General features: G+C 37.2%; 16 protein-coding genes and 2 pseudogenes. 2 read left to right on the top strand and 16 right to left on the bottom strand.

Annotated features, from left to right (window positions below; genetic code table 11):
* Positions 1 to 82 precede the first annotated feature (82 nt).
* Positions 83 to 892, bottom strand: a complete 810-nt coding sequence (locus KKC46_19905) for a hypothetical protein (protein MBU1056065.1) — start codon at positions 890 to 892, stop codon at positions 83 to 85.
* Positions 893 to 1,395: 503 nt separating this feature from the next.
* Between KKC46_19905 and KKC46_19900 the strand changes: the two are divergent.
* Positions 1,396 to 1,676, top strand: a pseudogene (locus tag KKC46_19900) (type II toxin-antitoxin system RelE/ParE family toxin).
* Between the two features lie 11 nt (positions 1,677 to 1,687).
* A complete protein-coding gene (locus tag KKC46_19895) occupies positions 1,688 to 2,026 on the top strand; it encodes a HigA family addiction module antidote protein (GenBank protein MBU1056064.1) in 339 nt (112 codons plus the stop codon).
* A gap of 461 nt (positions 2,027 to 2,487) precedes the next feature.
* Here KKC46_19895 and KKC46_19890 read toward each other — a convergent pair whose 3' ends face one another.
* From KKC46_19890 to KKC46_19820, 15 genes and pseudogenes are all read right to left on the bottom strand, one after another.
* Positions 2,488 to 4,653 carry a hypothetical protein gene (locus tag KKC46_19890; GenBank protein ID MBU1056063.1) on the bottom strand — a complete coding sequence of 722 codons (2,166 nt, stop codon included), beginning with the start codon at positions 4,651 to 4,653 and terminating at the stop codon, positions 2,488 to 2,490.
* A 12-nt stretch (positions 4,654 to 4,665) separates the two neighbouring features.
* Positions 4,666 to 6,537: a hypothetical protein gene (locus KKC46_19885; protein ID MBU1056062.1), complete on the bottom strand. Its 1,872-nt coding sequence runs from the start codon at positions 6,535 to 6,537 to the stop codon at positions 4,666 to 4,668.
* Between the two features lie 356 nt (positions 6,538 to 6,893).
* Positions 6,894 to 8,996 carry a DUF853 family protein gene (locus tag KKC46_19880; protein MBU1056061.1) on the bottom strand — a complete coding sequence of 701 codons (2,103 nt, stop codon included), beginning with the start codon at positions 8,994 to 8,996 and terminating at the stop codon, positions 6,894 to 6,896.
* Complete coding sequence (locus KKC46_19875) at positions 8,986 to 10,254, bottom strand: SIR2 family protein (GenBank protein ID MBU1056060.1); 1,269 nt, start codon at positions 10,252 to 10,254, stop codon at positions 8,986 to 8,988. Before KKC46_19875 ends, KKC46_19880 begins: the two co-directional genes overlap by 11 nt.
* Positions 10,255 to 10,605: 351 nt before the next feature.
* Positions 10,606 to 11,145, bottom strand: coding sequence for a hypothetical protein (locus KKC46_19870; GenBank protein ID MBU1056059.1), 540 nt, complete (start codon positions 11,143 to 11,145; stop codon positions 10,606 to 10,608).
* Positions 11,146 to 11,229: 84 nt separating this feature from the next.
* Positions 11,230 to 11,631, bottom strand: a pseudogene (gene tnpA, locus KKC46_19865) (IS200/IS605 family transposase).
* Between the two features lie 167 nt (positions 11,632 to 11,798).
* Positions 11,799 to 12,854, bottom strand: coding sequence for a Vps62-related protein (locus KKC46_19860; protein ID MBU1056058.1), 1,056 nt, complete (start codon positions 12,852 to 12,854; stop codon positions 11,799 to 11,801).
* 177 nt (positions 12,855 to 13,031) lie between these two features.
* On the bottom strand, positions 13,032 to 14,366 hold the full coding sequence (locus tag KKC46_19855; GenBank protein ID MBU1056057.1) for a cobyrinate a,c-diamide synthase: 1,335 nt from the start codon (positions 14,364 to 14,366) through the stop codon (positions 13,032 to 13,034).
* 6 nt (positions 14,367 to 14,372) lie between these two features.
* Positions 14,373 to 16,220, bottom strand: a complete 1,848-nt coding sequence (gene cobJ, locus KKC46_19850) for a precorrin-3B C(17)-methyltransferase (GenBank protein MBU1056056.1) — start codon at positions 16,218 to 16,220, stop codon at positions 14,373 to 14,375.
* On the bottom strand, positions 16,201 to 16,965 hold the full coding sequence (gene cobM / locus KKC46_19845) for a precorrin-4 C(11)-methyltransferase (GenBank protein ID MBU1056055.1): 765 nt from the start codon (positions 16,963 to 16,965) through the stop codon (positions 16,201 to 16,203). The genes cobJ and cobM overlap by 20 nt, the downstream gene beginning before the upstream one ends.
* A 15-nt stretch (positions 16,966 to 16,980) precedes the next feature.
* The gene (gene cobI / locus KKC46_19840) at positions 16,981 to 17,700 is read right to left on the bottom strand and encodes a precorrin-2 C(20)-methyltransferase (GenBank protein MBU1056054.1); all 720 of its coding nucleotides are present in this window, start codon (positions 17,698 to 17,700) and stop codon (positions 16,981 to 16,983) included.
* Positions 17,697 to 18,944: a precorrin-6y C5,15-methyltransferase (decarboxylating) subunit CbiE gene (gene cbiE / locus KKC46_19835; protein ID MBU1056053.1), complete on the bottom strand. Its 1,248-nt coding sequence runs from the start codon at positions 18,942 to 18,944 to the stop codon at positions 17,697 to 17,699. The genes cobI and cbiE overlap by 4 nt, the downstream gene beginning before the upstream one ends.
* On the bottom strand, positions 18,923 to 20,068 hold the full coding sequence (gene cbiD, locus KKC46_19830) for a cobalt-precorrin-5B (C(1))-methyltransferase CbiD (protein MBU1056052.1): 1,146 nt from the start codon (positions 20,066 to 20,068) through the stop codon (positions 18,923 to 18,925). The genes cbiE and cbiD overlap by 22 nt, the downstream gene beginning before the upstream one ends.
* Positions 20,022 to 20,534: a CbiX/SirB N-terminal domain-containing protein gene (locus KKC46_19825; GenBank protein ID MBU1056051.1), complete on the bottom strand. Its 513-nt coding sequence runs from the start codon at positions 20,532 to 20,534 to the stop codon at positions 20,022 to 20,024. The genes cbiD and KKC46_19825 overlap by 47 nt, the downstream gene beginning before the upstream one ends.
* Positions 20,531 to 21,178 carry a precorrin-8X methylmutase gene (locus tag KKC46_19820; GenBank protein ID MBU1056050.1) on the bottom strand — a complete coding sequence of 216 codons (648 nt, stop codon included), beginning with the start codon at positions 21,176 to 21,178 and terminating at the stop codon, positions 20,531 to 20,533. Before KKC46_19820 ends, KKC46_19825 begins: the two co-directional genes overlap by 4 nt.
* Positions 21,179 to 21,199: the final 21 nt, after the last annotated feature.

Raw genomic sequence — 21,199 nt, 5'->3', positions numbered from 1 at the left:
TCGCTACTTTTGCTTTAAACGTTGCTCCATGATTCCTTCTTAATTTCTTCATTTTACCGCTGCTCCTTTCTATATTTTAAAATCAATTTAGAACAGCTTTACCACTTAAGCAACTGTACAGTTTTTCCCGACCAGCTCTTAGCCAGACCGCGCCAGGTATGGGGACAGTAGGAGCAGGCGCACCAGAGCCATAAACAACCCTTTGGAGATTAACAGAACCCACAATTGTTCCACCAAATGTTGTACTTCCATCATAGTCATTGTCAACACTGGGAAAATGCATAGCAGAGATAGCAGACAAATCCCAATTTGTTGGCAGGTATATCACATTCGAGTTATTATCAATAAAGTATGGAGTTGCAGATGAGTCATGGAAATAAAGACCGAGAGCCCCTCCCTCTATAGAAAGTCCATTCGGTACAGACACTAAATCTTCTCTTTCACCGCTTATGTCATTTTCAAGCCAAGTATCAAAAACCACCGAACCATCAGAATTCATATCTAGTGACATTCCTAATTGATGCCGGATATCAATCGCATTAATTGGAGCATAAAATTCAAGTTCTAAACATAAACCTAAATCTGCAGAACCAGTTATTGCATTTGTTAATGAGCCGTATTCTAGTTGAATAAAACCATTATTAAAAATTGAAAACCCAGGCAAATCATGTCTGGATGCATTCAGACCACCCCCTGCTTCGCTCCCAACATCGATATTTGCAGTTATCCCACCAGAAGGGTTATCAGTCAATGTAAGGGTGCCTGGATATTCTTCCTCATATGTCCAGCCTCCACCCAGCTCATATTCAATCGTAGTACTGGCGGCTGCATGACCAGCAAAGAAAATAATTGTCAATATTCCTATCGCCAATATCAAGCGTAGCTTCTTCATTTGCAAATTCCTCCTCCCTTTTTATTATTGATGGTTTAACTGATAAAAAAGACCGATAGGGGTCAAGTCCGCTTTTGGCTCTTATTTGTCATATTAACCCGTTCAATAATGCTGGCAGAACAATGGATCAGCACATCACTCAAAACTGAACAATACACTTTGAACAGAATAACTCCAATTACTATAAATATCTGAAAGCATAATTTCAGGCTTTAGCTTTTTCCTTTTAAAACCTAGGATTCATGAAACTGTTTTATTTCAAAAACAGAATTTATGTGGCTATAACACAAAACAATATACTATAAAAGGATAAACTAATTGTAATAGGCAGTTTTATTTCTCTTTTTGAGATGATAAAGGAGGAATGATGATGTATTGATTTATTACATGACCATCAACGTGAACTGACAAAACCTTAAAGCAGATACCGCAAACAAATTGCTATTCTCAAAAAAATGAGTTTGAATATTGGCAACTATAACGTGACAGCTTACAATAGGCTCATGATAAAATCTTTTGCCGACAAAGAAACGAAACAACTTTTTATAACAGGCAAATCAAAACGTTCGCCCTCTGAATTAATCAAACGGGCCATAAGGCGTTTGGAATATATACATTATGCATCAACCTTAAATGATCTCATGGTGCCTCCAAGCAACCGATTACACGCACTAAAAGAAGACAGGAAAGGTCAATTTCAATATCGATCAATACCCAATGGCGAATCTGTTTCAGTTTCGTTGAAGGCGATTCCTACGATGTTGAAATAACTGATTACCATTGAGGGATAGAAACATGACTATTACAAACACTATAAAAAGAGAATTCCCCCCAACACATCCCGGCGAAATGCTCAGAGAAGATTTCATGCCGGATTATGATTTGAACGCTACTTCAATGGCTACGGCTTTGGGCGTATCACGCCAGACAATTAATGAAATTTTAAGAGAACGGCGGGCCATAACACCTGCCATGGCATTGAGATTATCCCGTCTTTTCGGGAATTCTCCCGAATTTTGGCTGAATGCCCAACATGCCTGGGATTTATGGGAGTCCGAACAGCGGTTTCACAAAGAACTATCTCAGATTAAGCCTTTGAAGCTGCATGACATAGAAGTTATGATAGATAGATGAAGTATATGGGAATGTGAGATGCAGTAAATTATAAAGAGGCAGAAAAATGCAAATGTACATATGATGCCAAAGTATTTCTTACGCGAAATCCTTTGGCTTTTTCTTTCGGATTTCCTGAATAAATATTTTCCATCAGGTTTTTACAAGCAAATAAAATGATTTAATAATAGAGCCCATGCGCAACAACGGCTTTTTGTTTCGGTTATAAACTTTCCAAACCGGTTCAGAAAATCATCCCGATCGGAATCGGTCCTGAATATTTTGACCCGCTCAATTCCCCGTACAATGATATGATGAAGGGCTCTCGGTGCATCTACTCTTGCTTTTTTTGGCATGTTATCTTTTTAATATAAAATGTTTAGATTGGCAACTACAAATGTAAAGGGCGTACCTTAACTGTCCCTAAAATGTTTAGATTGGCAACTACAAATGTCAAGGGCGTCCCCGAACTGTCCCAATTATTAGCTTTTTATGAAGTGTAGTTGTTTAAATAGATAGTTTTGCTGCATAATAAGCTGAGCTTTTCTTTCAACATCATCCTGCAATTGAGATTTAGTCAGATCAGCAATCAATTTGTTAATTTTTTCAATTTTATCGTTATAGAGTTTTATGCAAATAGAACTCCAATCAATATCTTCTATCTCCCCACTTTTTCTTAAAGAACAAATGGTGCAAGGAACTTTGTTACCAAATGAATAAATTATCCGCTCAGTTGCATTAGTTTCTAAATTTTTAACATCATTAAACAAAAATCTAAAGTCTTCTGGCCTATACTCAATATAATCTTCTTCGGATTCTTTCATAGTTTCTGTTATTTCAATAGAGCCGTTTATTTTTATTGAATTTAGAATAAAAGAAATAAACATGTGCAAATCATGTAACGGAATTTCATGCATTACATCTATTATAAAAGCATAATCAGCGTCAAATTTTTTAGTATAGACTTCATGCATAGCAAGAATTTCTGATGAATGAACTTTATTTTCAAAACCTAAATCTTCAATCATTTTTTTTATTGGATAGACTTTTTTGTGGTTTATACCAATATAGTCTATAGTTCTTAATTGTTCTTTTGGCAAATCGCTTAGTCCATATAATAATGCACCTTTTCCACAGCCAATGTCTATTATTTTAATTTGTCTTTGCCCAAACAATCTTGCCAAAGCAAATGTTATATCTGCCCTATCTTTTCCTGTGTAATACTCAGCCTCATCTACTTCAAACATATTCGCATTAAGTATTTGTATCGCTAATGCTTCTAATGTTGGATTTTGGACTTGTTCAATTTTATAAGGTTTTACACCACTGGTTCTTGACATAAATAATAATTGTTTAAAATTTTTTAATACAAATTGTGAAAGTCTTTTAAAACCGTTTATAAAAGCTTCAAAATCAATCATATTTTCTTCTGATGAGTGAACTAAATTATTTCTCGTTAAGTTAATAACATTTAAATTATCTACATCTTCATTATTAAAAAATTCATTTCTTCCGTTTTTTACCCATTCCTCAAAGATTCTGCGCACCTTTCCTAAAGTTAATGGATTCTTGCTTACACGTATACTCAAATCCGATAACATAACATCCCAATTTTCAATTCCGCCATAATTTGCTAAAATTGCAGAAGAAACTATAGGCACTAGTTTTTCTGCACATCGAATGTAATATGCTGTATTATCGATAAGTTTTTCTGTCACAATGGATGATAAAACTTGTTTAGCCGCTTTTTCATAAACTTCATAAAAACTTTTATCATTAATAACACCAGCGCATTCTTTGTAGTTTGCATATATATCCTCTACTAGTTTTATTTTCATAGGTATTCGATCACATATACCTTTGATCTGAGGTACAAAACTCAATGCTTCATATGCTTTTGGGCTTACTCTTGGCAAAATAATGCCTTTATAATAATCACTATTAAACGTTTTTAATGAAATAAGTGTAGTGGTTTTAATTTGAAGATTATTTATTTTGGCATAATCATGTAATGACCAAATAAACTCATCTCTAAACGAACTCTCTGATAAAACTTCAATTAAATAATTTACTCCTTTTATACTGCTCCCTTGAATAAAATTTATAATAATTTTATTCTTATCGAGTTTTGTTAAAACATCAGAAACTAATTTCTCAGCATCTTTTTCAGATCTAGAATAAGAGCCAATTAGTATAAAAGCTCTTCTAAGTTTTTCTGAATTGTTTATAGCGATATTTTCGATTAGATAGTTCCGTTTAAGGTATTCATGATTCTCCTCTAATTGTTGATCACATGCGAGTGCACTGTAGATTCCACACAAATGGCTCTCTATATCAATAGTAGAGTCATTGATGGCCTTATTTCCAATCTCTACTCCATTAAACATATAAAATTTTTCTGCAATAAAGATTAAGGCTTCCTCCAAATAGTGTTTTTTATCACTAAGCAAAAACTGTATAGCAGGTTCGCAATTTAATATATCCAGTATTGCTATATCAAAAGTTCCACAAAGCCAAAAAGTGACAATACCTTCTTTATACTCTATGTTTTCTAAAGCATCTATAAGTCTATCAGTTGTATAGAATCTAAATATATATCGTTTATCAATATATTTACATAGATTCGGATTAAGCGAATATTTAGACATAGTTACAACCCTCTATTTTTGGCGACTCATAATTAAAGATCGAGTTTGATTAAAAGGCGGAAGGATTATTTCACCTATTTTGGGGAACTTAGTATATTGTTTTTTTGCTTCCTCCCCAAGATCTTCTACACGTTTACCTTCAATCTCTTCTTGTTCTATCAAATATGTAATAAAAACTTCTGTAGAATCTAATCTGTTTTTTATTCGATTGGCTTTAGCTATGTCCTTTTTTTCATATAATTCCATCATTAAATTATGATATTCTTCACTCATAAATGATGAATGTTTTATGCAATCAAGATATGCAGTTTCTGAGCAAAGACTATTTAAATATTCCCTACCCTTAAAGGTAAGCCGAATAAAACTTATATGATCATTAATCTTAGTACCTTCATAATGAGGAGCCTCAACCAAAGCAGCCTCTAGAAATAAATCCAACACTGATTTTACAGCATCTTTAGGGTATCCAATTACTTCCATAGTTTCAATTAGTTTAGGAACAAACACTTTATTTGAAAATATATCTAACGCTTGCAACGTTCTTAATCTAATAAGATTATTAAAAGGCGATTGTTTATCTTCATTATCAAAAAGATTAATAATCAAAGTAGAAGGATTATCTCCTACGTAGTATAAGTTGTTACCAAGCATAATCGCTCTTAGAAAATCATAATATCTAATATTTGAGTATTTCTCTTGTCTTTCTTCTGGATAAATATATCCGGAAGAAAGTGCAACTCTAATCATTTTCAGCATATATCGATAATCACCACCGGCCATTCTCTCGATAAAGTTCAAAAGCTCTTCACTTAATAGAGAATCAAGAGCAAACTTTAACAATTCATTTAATGAATCGATATCAAATAACAGCTTTTTACCGGATAAAGACTCTATTTGTATTTCATTTTTTCCAATTTTTTCAAATAAGGATTTAATTACAGTTGAGCTTAAAGCATAATCAATTCTTTTTTTTAATAATTCTTTTATGTTAGGTGAAGATAGGTTTAAAAACCTTGGTTGATAGGCGGATATCCAAGAATGAGTTAACGCTGTTGGCACAGTATATGATCTTGTCGTCATGATGATTGGGCAATTATATTCTGCTCTTAGTCCTGATCCAACTCCGAATGCTCTATTTTGAAAGTCGAGGCTATAATGATCAACATTATCGAATATTAAATAAACTTTTTTATTTATAACATTTGTGATGTACCGAATCCTTGCAGCATTAAATGCTCTTTTGTTTCTGATATTTTTTAATATGTCATTTAATCTTTCGGTATCAGCAGCTTTCTTATCAACAAGTTTTTCAAGTTCTAAATACAAATTTTCTGAGCATGCCAGCTCCTTATCAAATAAAATAAGGCCAAAATTTAGATCTGGTTTTGAGATATCAGGATATTTTGTTGTTAATATAGCATCGACTTTATTCTCTAAGATATCTAAGATGTCAGCATCCTCAGATCCAATTTCTCTTAAATCAATTAATAATCCTTCTATTCTATCATCCAAATGAAGTTTTTTTGCCTCGATTTTAAAGAAATGATTGATAAATGTGGTTTTGCCAGAACCAACATCCCCAATAATTAAATATGGGTGATACGAATCTTGAATAGATGGAAGACGCTCATTTAGAAAGGATGAAGGACTAAAATTACCAGGACATAGTAAAGCACCTGGAATACCTGTAGTTATTGAGAGAATAAATTGCTCATCGAAATCTCTGCTTCTTATCGGAGAATAACATTGCTCTAATAAGTCATCATCATTTGCTATCTCACCAAAAATTTTCGATAAAATTGACCCATAGAGATGCCAAAAACTATCCGGGGTTTCTCGGATTGCAGACCGGTTAAAGGATTCAATTGTTCTGATATAGCGCATTATCGCCTCCAATTAAAATACATTGCTTTCATTACTAATGGTAGACTATTTGCGAAGACAACATAGCATCACAAACACAAGGATACGACTACCGTAAATACTTCGGGGCGTGTTTAGGGTCGGGTATTTAGAAATTGATATAGACCATTTACCCTTCCACTATCACCCCCCCGTTTTGTCGATCAATCAATATAGCAATACCCATCCCCAACTTTTCCTCCTTCACCGCATGACTCTTTCACTCACTACTCCTTGCCGGTTTTTACCTGCGCTCTCGGGATACTTTATCTTCCTTAGGAATCTAATGGGATACAAATGGGCAAGCCCATTATTCATTTCGTGCCAATGATTTATACTTATACTTTTGCATAGCGAAAATACCCTTTGATATGTTGTGCAAAATATTTTCCTTTAGAACTTGCCTCCATTATACCATTATAAACATTCAAAGGAACATCGAAGTATTGGTAAACTGCACCGCTATGAAATTCTACTTCGAGAGTGTTTGATCCTTCATCAAATCCTATTGATGAAATGTTTGATGAATCAACTGGTGTTCTTTTCATTTTTAATTCTTCCTTTACTCTTGATAGAAATGGGTTTTGGGCTCTCCATACTTCTAAAAATTCTTCATAATTTGGGTTTGGTTCCATTGGCATACCCCAACCACCTGGCTGTAATGAATCTTCAGTTGGTGTTTCATCATAAACAATCGGGTCTTGGCTATCCGGTCTTTTCTCTTTTGGTGGTGCTTCAATAATTGTTCTCATAGGCAATTTTACAGATTCGCCAATAATTATTGCTTCACCAGTTCTAAGAATTGGTAACATATTTGTCAGCCCGTCTAAATTATCAGGCAAAGCGGCACTGATGTGGCCTCTGTCAGTAGCATTAGCAAGGCGCATTGCGAAAAATGTTCCGCACTGAGAAAGAATTGTAGAGTTAATTTCAGAAGGTCTTTGGCTTACAATCATTGCTCCAATACCGTACTTCCTACCTTCCTTTACAATTCTCTGAACAACACTTGAAGCAATGCCTTTGAAATTATCGTTCAGATAATTGTGAGCTTCTTCCATTACAACTAATAGAGGTCTATGTCTGCCGCCTTGTGATAAACGTCTTGACCAAAATAATCCTTCATAGAGAACTCTTAGCAAAACTCCTACAATGGTGTTAAGAATATCAATAGGCACGCCTGATAGATCGAGAATAGTTATTGGCTTATCGCTTCCAATCCATTCTTTTAATAATGAATCGAGGTCGCTTTCAACTTTACCATCTAACTCAGGTGTAAATTTCCCTGGGTGAAAAAGAAAATCGTAACGAGGGATTCTAAGTTTAGAACCTAGTGTCTCAAGTTGACCTCTAATATTTAAAGTGCTTGTTCCGTATTGAATCTTTTCTTCATCCTCTTTGACATTTTTAACTTGTTTAAATCGGGGTGGGGTTGCACTTGTAGCATCACCTTTCAATTCATTGCCATCTTTATCTTGTTCATATGCCCAATTTTCCTTTAGAGGTTTCTTTCCTTTGTCTGAATAAAATGTAAAGAATGTTTCGTTCCAAAGTTCAAACCAAAGCTGGTTTAGTCTAAATGGAATTGGGCTGTCAACACTGAGAGTTTCTTTTGAAACTCCTTTCTTAGGATACTTTAAAAGTGTTTTTTCTTTTTGAGCTAACACTCTTTCTATTAAAGCACTTTTTTCCTTTTCTTTTTCATTGCTAAAATCTCCGAAACAAATCTGAGTGAGTTCGTCAAAATTTAGAGACCAATATGGAAGATATAACTCATTCTCTTGGCTTTTGTGGTCTTTGTCTGCATTCACTTTGAAAATATTAGCTCTACCTCTGAATGCTTGGCCATATTCACCATGGATGTCGAGAATTATTATTCTGGCAGACGGATAGTTTTTTGAATCAGATAACGCAGATAAAATACCTGCTACTGTCGTTGACTTTCCTGCACCTGTTGTTCCAACTACTGCACTATGTCGTGTGATGAGTTTATTTACATCAATCAATGCTGAAATAGATTCCGCACCTGCAATGTGTCCGACTTTTACAAAATATGGTTTATCAGGTTGACCGTAGATCCTTTTCAAATCAGATTCGGAAACCAAATGAACTTCATCGCTAATGGTAGGATATTGAGAAATTCCTCTTTCAAATTTTCCGTTTCGTTGCCCTTCTCCAACAAGTTGAATTGTGAGCCAACGATTACCATAGGGCTGATGCTTTGCCTGTTTTTCGGGAACTGCGCTTGCACCAACTTGGGTTACTATTCCAAACAAATCAATATAGCCGATAGGGATTTTTACAAAGCTTCCTATCTGTCCTATTCGATAACCTTCTCCGTCAACATAAGTTAATCCTGAAAGAGATTCATTAGCAAGCGTAACGCTAACGGTTGTTCCATTAACATCTTGTATAGTCCCTAAGTATGTTGATTTATTTTGCATCGTCTATTTTAAATTGTTCTAAACCAATAAGAGCTTGAAGAAAATTCCCAAGTTTTGCAAAATTTCCCAGTTGCAATTGGTAGTGAATGATAATTTCTTCTTTCGCATTAGCACATTCTGCCTTTTTTGTTTCAGTATTTTGAATGATTGCATCAGCTAAATTTTCATCAGTTAATGTTTCAGTTTTTGATACTTTCCATTTTCCTTGTTGTCCACCAATAACTGCTTCATCAAAAGTCCATGCACTCAAATTAAATCTATCCTTGGCATAAGAAAATGCTTTTTCATATCGGATAAATATTTTTCCTTCCTTGTCTTTATAAGTGTATGTATCATGAAGAAGAGCAATAACCATTGCAGTTGGGTTTGCTTTTAATGCGTTCATAATTGTATCGTTCAAGTGCATATCACGAAATGAATATCCGGTTGTAATCAAAACTGCGGATGTTTGTCTGAGAAAAGAATTCAACCGATCAATTAAAGCCAAGTATGGCAATTTTCTGCTTTGATCATACTTCAAGTGCGAAGGGTCAATAATGCAGGAGTCACCTGCCTTGACCTCTGTTGAACGGTAAATTTCTTGATTTAAATTAAGATACCAATTTATTGAGCCGTGTACTTTCCAAAGTCGAGTCCAATGTTTTGGAATCAGAGAATCTTCGATTGCTCTTAAATCAAAAAAGGGCTGTCTTGAGCCAACGAAACCATCAAAGTAAGCAACCCCAGTTTCTTCAAACGCTTGTTCTGTCAGTAAATCATAATTTGTGGTGAAACATTCAATAGGGGAATCACCTCTGTCAATCAAATGGATCCATTGTGCTAATTGATGGTAAGGGGTCTCACGATTTGGCAATCCAACATTTGTTTTCTCTACTATTTTTTTACAGATATCTTTTTCTAATTTCTTCAAATCATTTTCAGTCAACCCTCTCACATCTTTTGCACCAATTGAGACTTGTTTCAGTCCACGAACAAAACTTAAAATATCTTCGATGTTAGGATTCTTGTTGCCAGTTTTAATTAACTCTTCAAGCAATAAGTCATAATTATTTTTCTGATTCTTATCTTTCGATTGAAGTTCCTCACTTACAAATTTTGTGAGCCCAGCAATATCTGGAATGAGAGGACTTTTGCCCTCAGGCATATTTACAGCTAATGGGCAACCTGCCGAAAGAAAAAAACCGAGAGGTTTTTTGTTTTGAGAAAGGGTTTGTCTTAAATATTTTAACTGCCTAACAGGGTCGTGAAAATTACTCATTATAACCTTCCTTATTCAATATCTGTTCGGGCATAGCTTGGGGTTCGGTCGTGAAATATAAGTTTTCCCGCCTCCAATTGACATTTCTGAGCAAGTTGGGACACTCCCTAATATATTGGCAACCATTACTATCTGATATATCGAGTAGCTTTTCCAAGACTTCATGAAAATACATGAAAGTATAATTTCATACTTTGGCTCATTTCTCTTTAATACCTGATATTTATAAAAAGACTTATTTCAAAAAACAGAATTAGTGTGGCTATAACACAAAACTAAATATTAGCAAAGAATAAACTTTTTATAACAGGCAGTTTTCTTTCTCTTTTTGATAGGATGAAGGTAATGAAGTTAGATTTTGACCAAAGAAGAGAAATGCAAATGTACATATGACGCCAAAGTATTTCTTAAGCGAAATCCTTTGGCTTTTTCTTTCGGATTTCCTGTATAAATATTTTCGATCCGGTTTTTATCATTGTTTATCATTTGTGAATAGTGAAAACAGTGACCGCGTACCGGAGTATCTTGTTTTAAAAAAAGAAAATCCTTTAATGGGTTTACTTCGGTATATCCGAGTGACTGAAGCCCTGATTTCATGACTGTAGTGTATGGAAGGCATCCGCACATGGGATATGACTGGCCGTTAACTGTAGTTAATAATTCACCCAAATACATAAGACCGCCACATTCACCATATATGAAAGCGCCTTTTTGGCTTTGTTCAGATATAGCTTTTCGCATTTTCTTATTTTCTGACAGTGCTTTTGCATAAAGCTCCGGATATCCGCCCCCGAAATAATAGGCATCAACATCCTCTGGTAGTGTAGTATTATCTGTGGGGCTGAAAAAAACAATTTCATATCCATGATGTTTGAGAATCTCAAAAGTCACCTACCACGCCCATAGGACGTGGTTTGATGAAGCCCCCTTGAAGGGGGCATTGTCATAGGGAAAGCCCCTGAAGGAGCTAATTATCTATTCGTCTTGTTTGTCTTGCTCTTTGATATATTTCCTTATTGTATCTTCATCTAATCCAACCGTGCTTATACAATATCCTGTCGCCCAAAAACTCAATCCGGTCATCCTCTTGGTATTTAATACCTCCCTGTGAATCCTGATTGCGCTTTTACCTTTTATAAATCCTACTGTATTTGAAATACTGTGTTTTGGCGGAATACTCAAAAGTAAATGGATATGGTCGTCTTTCGCATGCCCCTCATGCATTTCCATCCCTTTTCGTCTACACAAATCCCTGATGATTCCTCCAATTCTCTATCTGGTTTCTCCACATATCTTTCTATGGCGATATTTAGAAACAAATACCAAGTGGTATTTGCAGTCCCACATTACATGTGATAATGATTTCCAATCTTTCATAGGTTCTTCCTCCTGCTCCTTTCCAGAGCTTTCCCTGAGGAAGAACCTATACCTTGTTTTCTCCCCCGCCGGAACGGTCGAACCTTTTAGGATCGCACGGGCATAGCCCGTGGTTTAATTAACAGCAATTATTAACTGGCCCGACCCTCTGGCCAATAGGCATTAACTCAAGCTTCCAGGTCCGCCCACCAACCGCCATGCTGATATTGTGGAGATTCCGGACCAGGGCATTTAATTATAGAGGAGGGCAAGAGGGGCTCGATAATTTTTGCCTCGACGAAAAGTATTTTGTGTGCGTCTTCAGGCATATCCGGGGGCGTGTCTATGTGGGTGTTATCCAGAGGGTTCGGACCATAATGTCCCTTGAAATTAAAAAAATCTATGCATGCCTGATCTTCGTCTACATTAACTACTTGGCCGTTGCTCTCCCAGGGTTTCCAAAGCGGATTATCATAGTACGGAGATGGCATGCCGTATGAGTAGTCCTTATCGTGTTTTGAATCTTTGACTTCTGTCGTGTCTATAATCTCCATCCATCTGATAGGAGGCATGTCAGGTATCGGTAAGTTTCCGGGATTCAGATTCGTATCGCAAGGCGAACAATAATTTGCATGACTATTCCAGGCTGAATACACAATCACATGATTATCTTGCTTGGGTGGGTTTTGTATCCATAGGCTGCCGCTATGTTGGCTGTAATAAGCACCCAATACTTTTGTGGCATCTTTGTCGATGGATACGGTAACATGCTCGACATCCGCTCCATGGCGAGCAAATCGGGCCCATTCAAAATTCGCATGTTTTTTCGAAGAAATATAGTCGTCAATTTCAATACGAAATAGCTGGAATCCGTTAATGACATAGAACATTACATAGACCAAATTATAGTATTTATCTTTGTCCAAGACTTTAACGTACATATGCGCCGGACTAGTGCCATCACTGGTTAACGGGTCACCTGTCTGGTAATCTTTAGAAGCTGTTGGATAATCGTCATCCGATGGATAGCCAAGATAATTTCCTTCTTGATTATACTTCTCATCGGATAGTATCTGATAGCTAATGTCCTTGGCCAGAATATTGCCTCCTGAGTCATACAAATACAACGCAGGATTTGTCTGATAGAGAAAGTTGCTTATGCAAACAGGCCTGTGCATGTCATATGGGTGCAAGTTTACCAAGGGTGCAAATTCTTCAAGTACGCTTTGGCTGATCATGGACATTTATACCTCCTATTTTTTAAATGTTAGATTTTGCTCTTTGAAAATGTACGTTTTCCTTTTTTCATCCTTCAGGTGCCATTGCCTGTTCTATCAATCTCTCATTGATTCAGCCTGAATCAATTAAATAAAATAACAGGCAGTTTTATTTCTCTTTTTGATAGGATTAAGGTGGTGATATTATATTTCGATCAAAGAAGAAAAATGTAAATGTACGTATGACGCCAGGGTATTTTTCAAGCGATACCCCTGTGCTTTGTCTGCCGGATTTCCTGTATAAATATTTTCCATCAGATTTTTATCATTGCTTATCATTTGTGAATAGTGAAAACAGTGACCGCGAATCGGTATACCCTGTTTTAAAAAAAGAAAATTCTTTAATGGCTTTACTTCGGTATATCCAAGCGACTGAAGCCCTGATTTCATAGCCGTACTATATGGAAGGCATCCGCACATGGGATATGACTGGCCGTCAACTGTAGTTAAAAATTCACCAAGATACATAAGACCGCCACATTCACCATATATGAAAGCGCCTTTTAGGCTTTGTTCAGATATAGCTTTTCGCATTTTTTTATTTTCAGACAATGCTTTTGCATATAGCTCCGGATATCCGCCCCCGAAATAATAGGCATCCACATCCTCTGGCAATGTAGTATCATCTGTGGGGCTGAAAAAAACAATTTCATATCCAAGATGTTTAAGGATCTCAAAGTTATCTTCATAGTAGAAGCAAAAGGCTTTGTCTCTGGCAATGGCTATGCGCTTGGGTTTATGCCCGGACAAATTATCAGATGAGGATGAAAACAAATCCGTATGTTTTATATCCATTTCGGAAAGTAAAAGTATTTTATCGATATCCACATTTTTTGAAACAGTATCTGCAAGAACTTTTATTTTAGAATTATCAAGAATTCCGTCTTCTCCCATGTAAAGACCTAAATGCCTTGAGGGAATATCAATATCATTATTTTTGGGAATACAGCCAAGTGCCGGAACACTACAATAGGTACTTACAGCTTTTTCCAGAATTTCATAATGCTTTATGCTACCTACATTGTTAAACACAACACCGATTATATTGACAGTTGGATCAAAATCAACAAGCCCGTTTACTATTGCTGCCGCAGTCCTGGCTATAGAGTTTGCATTCACAATAAGTACTACCGGAACTTTAAGCCATGCCGCCAGTTCGGCTGTAGAACCCTGGGATGAATCAGGAAGCCGTCCATCATGGATACCCATAACTCCTTCAATTACGGAAATGTCAGCTATTGCTGCACGGGATTGGAAGGAACGTTCTAAATATTCTTTAGGCATCATCCAGGTATCAAGATTAATAGAGGGTTTACCGGTTACTATTTTATGAAGGCTGGGATCAATATAATCAGGCCCGCTCTTAAAACCACAAACATCAAGCCCCATTTTCTTAAGTGCAGCCATCAGGCCCAAAGTGAGCGTGGTTTTACCCGATCCGCTGGAAGCACCGGCTATAAGAACCGCTTTTGTTTTCATTATATTTTATGTCTTTCGCTCATAACCGCGCTTCGTGACCATATGACCGTTAATAACTACCGTATCGCTGTTTCCGATAATAATAACAGAATTCATATTCATATCACAATCAAGAAAATTACTAAGAGTACGTATTTCTTTTTTCTGGCCTTTTCTTAAAGCATGGGTAACAACACCAACCGGAGTTTTTTTATCTCTGTATTTAAGAAATTCCGCCTGCAATCTGGTTATTAATTCTTTTCGCCTTTTGCTTACAGGGTTATATACGGCCGTAACCATATCCGATGCAGCAGTTATTTCTATCCGCTTTATAACAGTTTCTGTTGGGGTCAATAAATCCGAAAGACTGATTGTGATAAAATCATTTGTTAAAGGCGCACCTAAAAGAGATGCGGCGGCGGCGGCAGCTGTTACACCGGGCGATACTTCTATATCAATCTCTATACCGGCGCTTACCATCCGTTCATACACAAGACCGGCCATACCGTATATACCGGCATCTCCTGAGCATATCAGCGAAACGGTTTTTCCTTCGGCGGCGGCCTGTATTGCTTTATCCACCCGTTCGGTTTCTTTTGTCATGCCTGTTGATATAATCTCTTTTCCTTTAATAACAGGCTCCACCAACTCGATATATTTTCCATACCCGGCTATTACATCACTGCTTTTAAGAACACGCCTTACATGTTCCGTCATATAATCCAGATCACCCGGGCCTATACCTAAAACAAAAAGTTTCCCTTTATCTTTTGCCGGACAAATATCTTTTTTTCTTGCAACTGCCACTGTAACATTTCCTTTTTTCTGCTTTGCCACAATCAACTGAGATCCCGGACCTGCGCCAAGAAGCGCCGCAGGTTCAGCCACACCTTTTGCTTTAACATATTTTTGTGCATACGCAGAAGGTGCCGACATGCCCTCTGCATCAATATTATCCAGTGTTTCGGCATTATAATATTGCAGATTCAAACCAATAGTTTGAACGTATTCCAGCAAGCCTGCTTCATCTTTTTTCTTATCAATAGTAAAAACACCGGCTATAGAAATCGGAGAAAGCCCTTGCTGCTCAAACACTTCGCATACTGCATCGGATATTTCTTTTTGTGATGTATTTTTGTTGCACCCGATACCTACAAACAGACTATGCGGACGAATGAAAAGTGATTTTTCCAAAAGTTCTTTGTCCAGTTCAAAGATTTTTTCAGTTATAAAGCATACAGCAGCATAGTTACTAAGAGCAGCGGCATTAGGCTTTTCAAAATGATCCGGCTTATAGCCTGCTTTCCCGTAATATGTTTCAAACAACTCATAATCACAAATTAACGCAACCGGAGCATTATTTAGCATAGAAGCAGAAACTTTTTTGATCATTTCCTTATTTTCTACTTTTGCGCCTATCCTCTGGGCAATTTCGTCAACCGCTACAATACCGCTTACATCAGTTGCTGTTGTGATGACCGGCTCTGCACCCAAAGCACTTGCAACCCTGGCAGACAAATCATTGGCTCCGCCAAGATGGCCGGATACCAGGCTGATAACATGTTTGCCTTTTTCATCTATCACCAATACTGCCGGATCACTTGCCTTGTCTCGTATAAGAGGAGCAATAGAGCGCACCACAATTCCTGAAGCCATAATAAAGATATGTGCTTCATATTCATAAAAATGTTCTGTAAGACTTTGCGTGAAACGATCATATACGATAAGCCGAACGTCCTGATAACCGTTTGCTTTGGCAGATGGTGTAAACAGGGCTTTAGCGTTTATAATGTCAGCACATTTAAAGGCCAGGCGAAGTGCATTTTCATTAAGAGTCCAAACGGCAATTTCTTTCTTATCCATTTGATCGTTCATTTTTTTCCTTGCCGTATAAAACCGATCTTGTATTTAATCTCTTCTTTTCGGCAAACACTTCTCCCACCATAATAAGAGCCTGTTTATGAATCCGCTTTTCGCTTATACAGGAAGAAATACCTCCGATTGTGGTTCTGATGATCATTTCATCGGGCCAGCCAATACGGTAAGCAATAACAGCCGGAGTCTTTACAGGATAATGCTTACTCAATTTTTCAACGACCGCATCCGCTTTATGGGCGCTTAAAAAAATAACCATAGTTGACTGGTGTGAGGCAAGTTTTTCCAGATCTTCAAGCTCCGGCACTGGTGTTTTTCCATGGCTGCGTGTAAACATTACCGTTTGTGTGCCGTCGGGAATCATAAATTCCGTTTTAAGTGCTGCTGCTGCTGCCATAGCCGAAGATATGCCAGGGATTACTTCATAATCAATTCCATCCTCATCCAAAAGCGCCATCTGTTCATAAATTGCGCCATAAATAGAAGGATCGCCGGTATGAATCCTTGCCACGTTTTCACCTTTTAAAACCGTTTGAACCATAAGTTGATGAGTTTCTTCAAGAGTCAGATCAGCAGAGCTGATAATATTTTCTTCCGACAAATTCGTATGAGGGAGAAATACGCTTTTCGGAACCAGAGACCCGGCATATATTATTATGCCTGCCGATCTGATCCGATTGACCGCCTTTAAAGTAATGAGTTCAGGATCTCCAGGGCCTGCGCCGATAAAGCTTACAATGGCCATAATATGTTTTTCTCCTTATATATTTTTCTTAATAATTACTGTGCTCATATAATGAGGTCGATATCCTGCGGAGATATCGGACAGAAAGCGTACTTTTTCTTCATTCGTACTAGCCTTTTCCACTACAAACGATGATTTAAGAAAACCTTTTTTTGCTACCAATTCCAAAATCATATCCATACTGGAATGCGCTTTCATAAGTACTACCGTTTCAAAAACATCCAGGCATGATTCAATCTGATCCATTGAATACGTTGCCGGCAATATTGCCAGTTTTTCTTCCGAATATACAAGCGGAGTACCGGATGCTGCCGCAGTTCCGCTGACAGAGCTTACCCCAGGAACAAAATGCATTGAAATGCCTTTTTCACAAAGTACCAAAAAAAGATTTCCGGCTGTTGAATATATGGTTGAACATCCCAGTGTAATAAATACACCGGATTCGTTTTCCTTCAACTGCTCCTGAACGGATTGTGCCGCCGGCTCCATTGCATCAAGTATATTTTGCGCTCCTTTTACCATTGGAAAATGAAGAAAAACTATCCGTTTGTTTTTCAAATCAATGCTATCTGAGATAATATTTAATGCCATGGATTCGGTTGAATTTTTTTTGCGAACCGGAACAAACAAAACATCACATTCTTTAATCAAGCGGATGGATTTTACTGTTAAAAGCTCCGGATCACCTGGGCCTAAACCGACAAAATATAAATTTCTTTGCTTCTCATTTTTCATTTTTTTATTCCAAACAGGGTTATCGGATTTTCAGGTTTAAGTGTATGATATTTGGCTATTGTATGTAAGCGGGAAATCTGAATACTTATACATTCAATCTCTTTATTAATTTGCTTAAAAAAGGTACGGACAACTTCAAACGATTCAATGGTTACGGTATTAACAACCATAATACCTTCACTTGAAAGGCGCTGATAACAAAGAGACAGCAGATCGGGCAGGTCTTCACCTCCACCGCCTATAAATACTCTGTCCGGTGCAGGCAAAGTTAAACACTCCTCCAGAGCATGCCCCTCAATAACGAAGACATTATTTACTTTATGCTTTTTCGCATTGGCTATAATATTTTCTATTCTTTCGGTATTTTTTTCAATACAAAACACCCTGGCATACGGATTAAGAAGTGCTGATTCAATTCCTACAGAGCCTGACCCTGCTCCTACATCCCATAATATTTCGGCATTGCCGAGTTTAAGCTTTGAGAGAGTTATGGCACGAATCTCAGGGTGTGTAATCATATTTGCATCATGTTCATAAGCATCATCGGGAAGGCCAAATTCTGCAGATATCCGAATTGAAGCAGCCGGATCAGGGTTTTGTACAACAAGAATATTTGGAACCCGGAATGTATTATATGAACATAGTTGTTGCAGTTGTCCGCTTTGTATAATTTCATCTTTTGTTCCCAGACATTGACACACATGCCCAGTCCATTTCTTTGTTTGCGGATATCTTTTAATAAGCTCTTGTATTATTTCATAAGGACTGTACGTATTTGAAGTTAAAATAACCCCTGTGTTATGATTCAATAATCTTAGCAAATCATCCGTGTGCGTACCGTGCCTGCTTATGATTACCGCTTCATCGGTTTTTAAGCCAAGCCTTGAAAGCGCTACCTGGGCTGCGGATATACCAGGATAAATTTCTACAGCATCTATGCCGAAGTGTTGAATTAAAGTATTTCCTATTCCAAAAAGCAAAGGATCTCCGGATGCAAGTACTGCAACATTTAAATTTTTCTTAATACACTGTTTAATCTCATCTATTAAAGACTCAATATCTCCGGTAATTAAAATGGTTTTTCCATTAAAAAACTTTGCCTGTTCAAGTTGTCTTTTACCGCCGATCAGCACATCGGCATTTTTTATATATTGACGTTTCTTTGAAGACATTGGTTCACCTGTTATATTCAAACCAATAACACGTATCTTGTCTTTATTTGTTATACTGCCTTTATTTCCCATTTTTTATAAAACTTCTCATGATAGTCCCATAGACAAATTGTGACCATAGGTTTTTGGTTTACAGTGGCCCAGGCATTTCCAATCGCCATCTCACCGATTATATCCACAAAAAGCGGCACTTCTTTATGTGCTGATTCAAAAATTTGCCTGGAATTATTAGCACCCTCTACAAACCGGCAAAATTCATCTGAAAGTCCGGCTTCAAATGCTGCTTTGGACAAATATTTAAAATCTATCAAGCCGGATTTTGCATGAGTGTATGCCATATTCATGGCCCATTTGCATAATTTACCAAAAAAACAAGAAAGAATAATATGTTCAAATCCCAGATCAGACGCTTTTTGTAATGCATATGAGAAAAAATCGGCTGTTTGCACAAAACATCTTTCACTAAAATGCTCATACATCTTCTGCGCCAATTTTTCACTTTTTCGGCCAGTAGATAAGATACAAATCTTTTGATTATCATATCGGGCGGATCTTAAGCATATATCGATTGTGTCCTGATAGCTTTTGGCAGAAAAAGGCTTAACAATGCCGTGTGTTCCTAAAATAGAAAGCCCCCCCACAATGCCTAATCTCGGATTAAGGGTTTTTCCTGCCAGTACTTCACCGTTTTTAACAAAAATAACGGCTGTCACAGAAAAAGCCTTATCTTGCGGCAGGCGTTTTTTTATTTCATGTTCTATCATTTTTAAAGGAACCGGATTAATGGCGGATTCACCTATATTTACAGGCAATCCGGGCCGGGTTACTTTTCCCACCCCTGCCCCGCCTTTTATTGTAATCCGATTGACTTTACTTTCAACAATAGTAACTTGCGCGCCGATTTGCGCACCATTTGTTATATCAGGATCATCTCCGGCATCTTTTATAACAATAGCTTCTATATTTATCCCTTCTTTGATTTGCAGGGATTTTATTGATTTAATATCAACGGACATATTTGCATTATTATCCGGCAAATCCACTAAAACGGCATTTGGCGGATTCCCGAAATATGCTTCAACAGCAGCCCCTGCAGCGGCAGCAGCACATGTTCCGGTAGTAAAACCTTCTCGCAGTTTATTCTTTTTTTCAGTGTTCATGCGAATGTTGGTGCAAATGGCTATGACCGCTTGCAAATTTCTTTGCCTCTTCAGGTGACATTTCCACAAATTCTCCCTGGCCTTCGGGAACAGGAAATTTTTCCCGCGGCAAAAGTTCTATTTCTCTTACATCAGGCAATTTTAAAGATTGCTCAATTCGTTTATACAATATATCCACAAAAGCTTCATCAAAGCCTAACTGTTTTCCATAAATCAGGCGGATACCAGGGTATTTTTCGGCCTCTTCTTTCATCATTTCAGGAATATCAAGCCGGATATGAAGTCCCATGTTCAAAAAATAGGGAATTAAGATTACTTCCGTTGCTCCTTTTAAAACACATGTCTTAAGTGTTTCCGGAAAATGCGGCCCGAGCCGTGACATATTACAGCATTCAACAATATCCAGTTGATATTTTTCTTCAAGCATCCGTGCAGCCGTCTCCATATCCTTTCCTGCACCAGGTACCCGGCTGCCGTGTCCGAGCAAGATAATTGCTTTCATTTATTAATTTCCTCCAATGCCAATATGGCAATTGCATTAACAGCCGCTACAACAAAAGTTGTGCCGCCGCGCGGGCCTTCCATTAATATATAGGAAAGATCCGTTTGCTTAATCATATCTTTTGTTTCAACAACATTAACAAAACCTACCGGCATTGCAAATATCAAGTCAGGTACAATGCCCTCCTCTTTTATAAGCCTTACAATTTCCCAAAGTGCAGTCGGAGCATTGCCTATACAAACAATGCCTCTATGGATTTTATCCTTAAGTGATCGTATATTAAAAATAGAGCGGGGCAAATTATGTGTCTTTGACAGCCTGGCAACTTCATTATCTGCAATATTGCAAAATATATTATCTTTTTCATAAACAGGATTAATTTGGGAAAGACGCTCTCTGGAAATACCGCTTTTTAGCATGGTGCTATCGGTTATAATTGCTGCGCCCCGTTTAAATGCTTCAATTCCTTTTGATATGGGATCTGCATTAAATTTTATTAAAGGCAAAATTGTAAAATCAGCCGAGGCATGTATCATCCTGCGTACAATTGCCCACTGCCTTAGATTAAAGCCATGCTCTCCCACTGTATCTTCTATTATAGCCAGACTGCGCTGTTCGATTTTGTAACCTGTCATTAAATCCATTAGCTTCTATCCTTACTTAGT

This window comes from Pseudomonadota bacterium (genome assembly GCA_018817425.1).
GTDB lineage: Bacteria > Desulfobacterota > Desulfobacteria > Desulfobacterales > RPRI01 > RPRI01.
The sequence above is the reverse complement of the archived record's forward strand: the minus strand, read 5'-3'. Positions and strand labels throughout refer to the sequence as shown.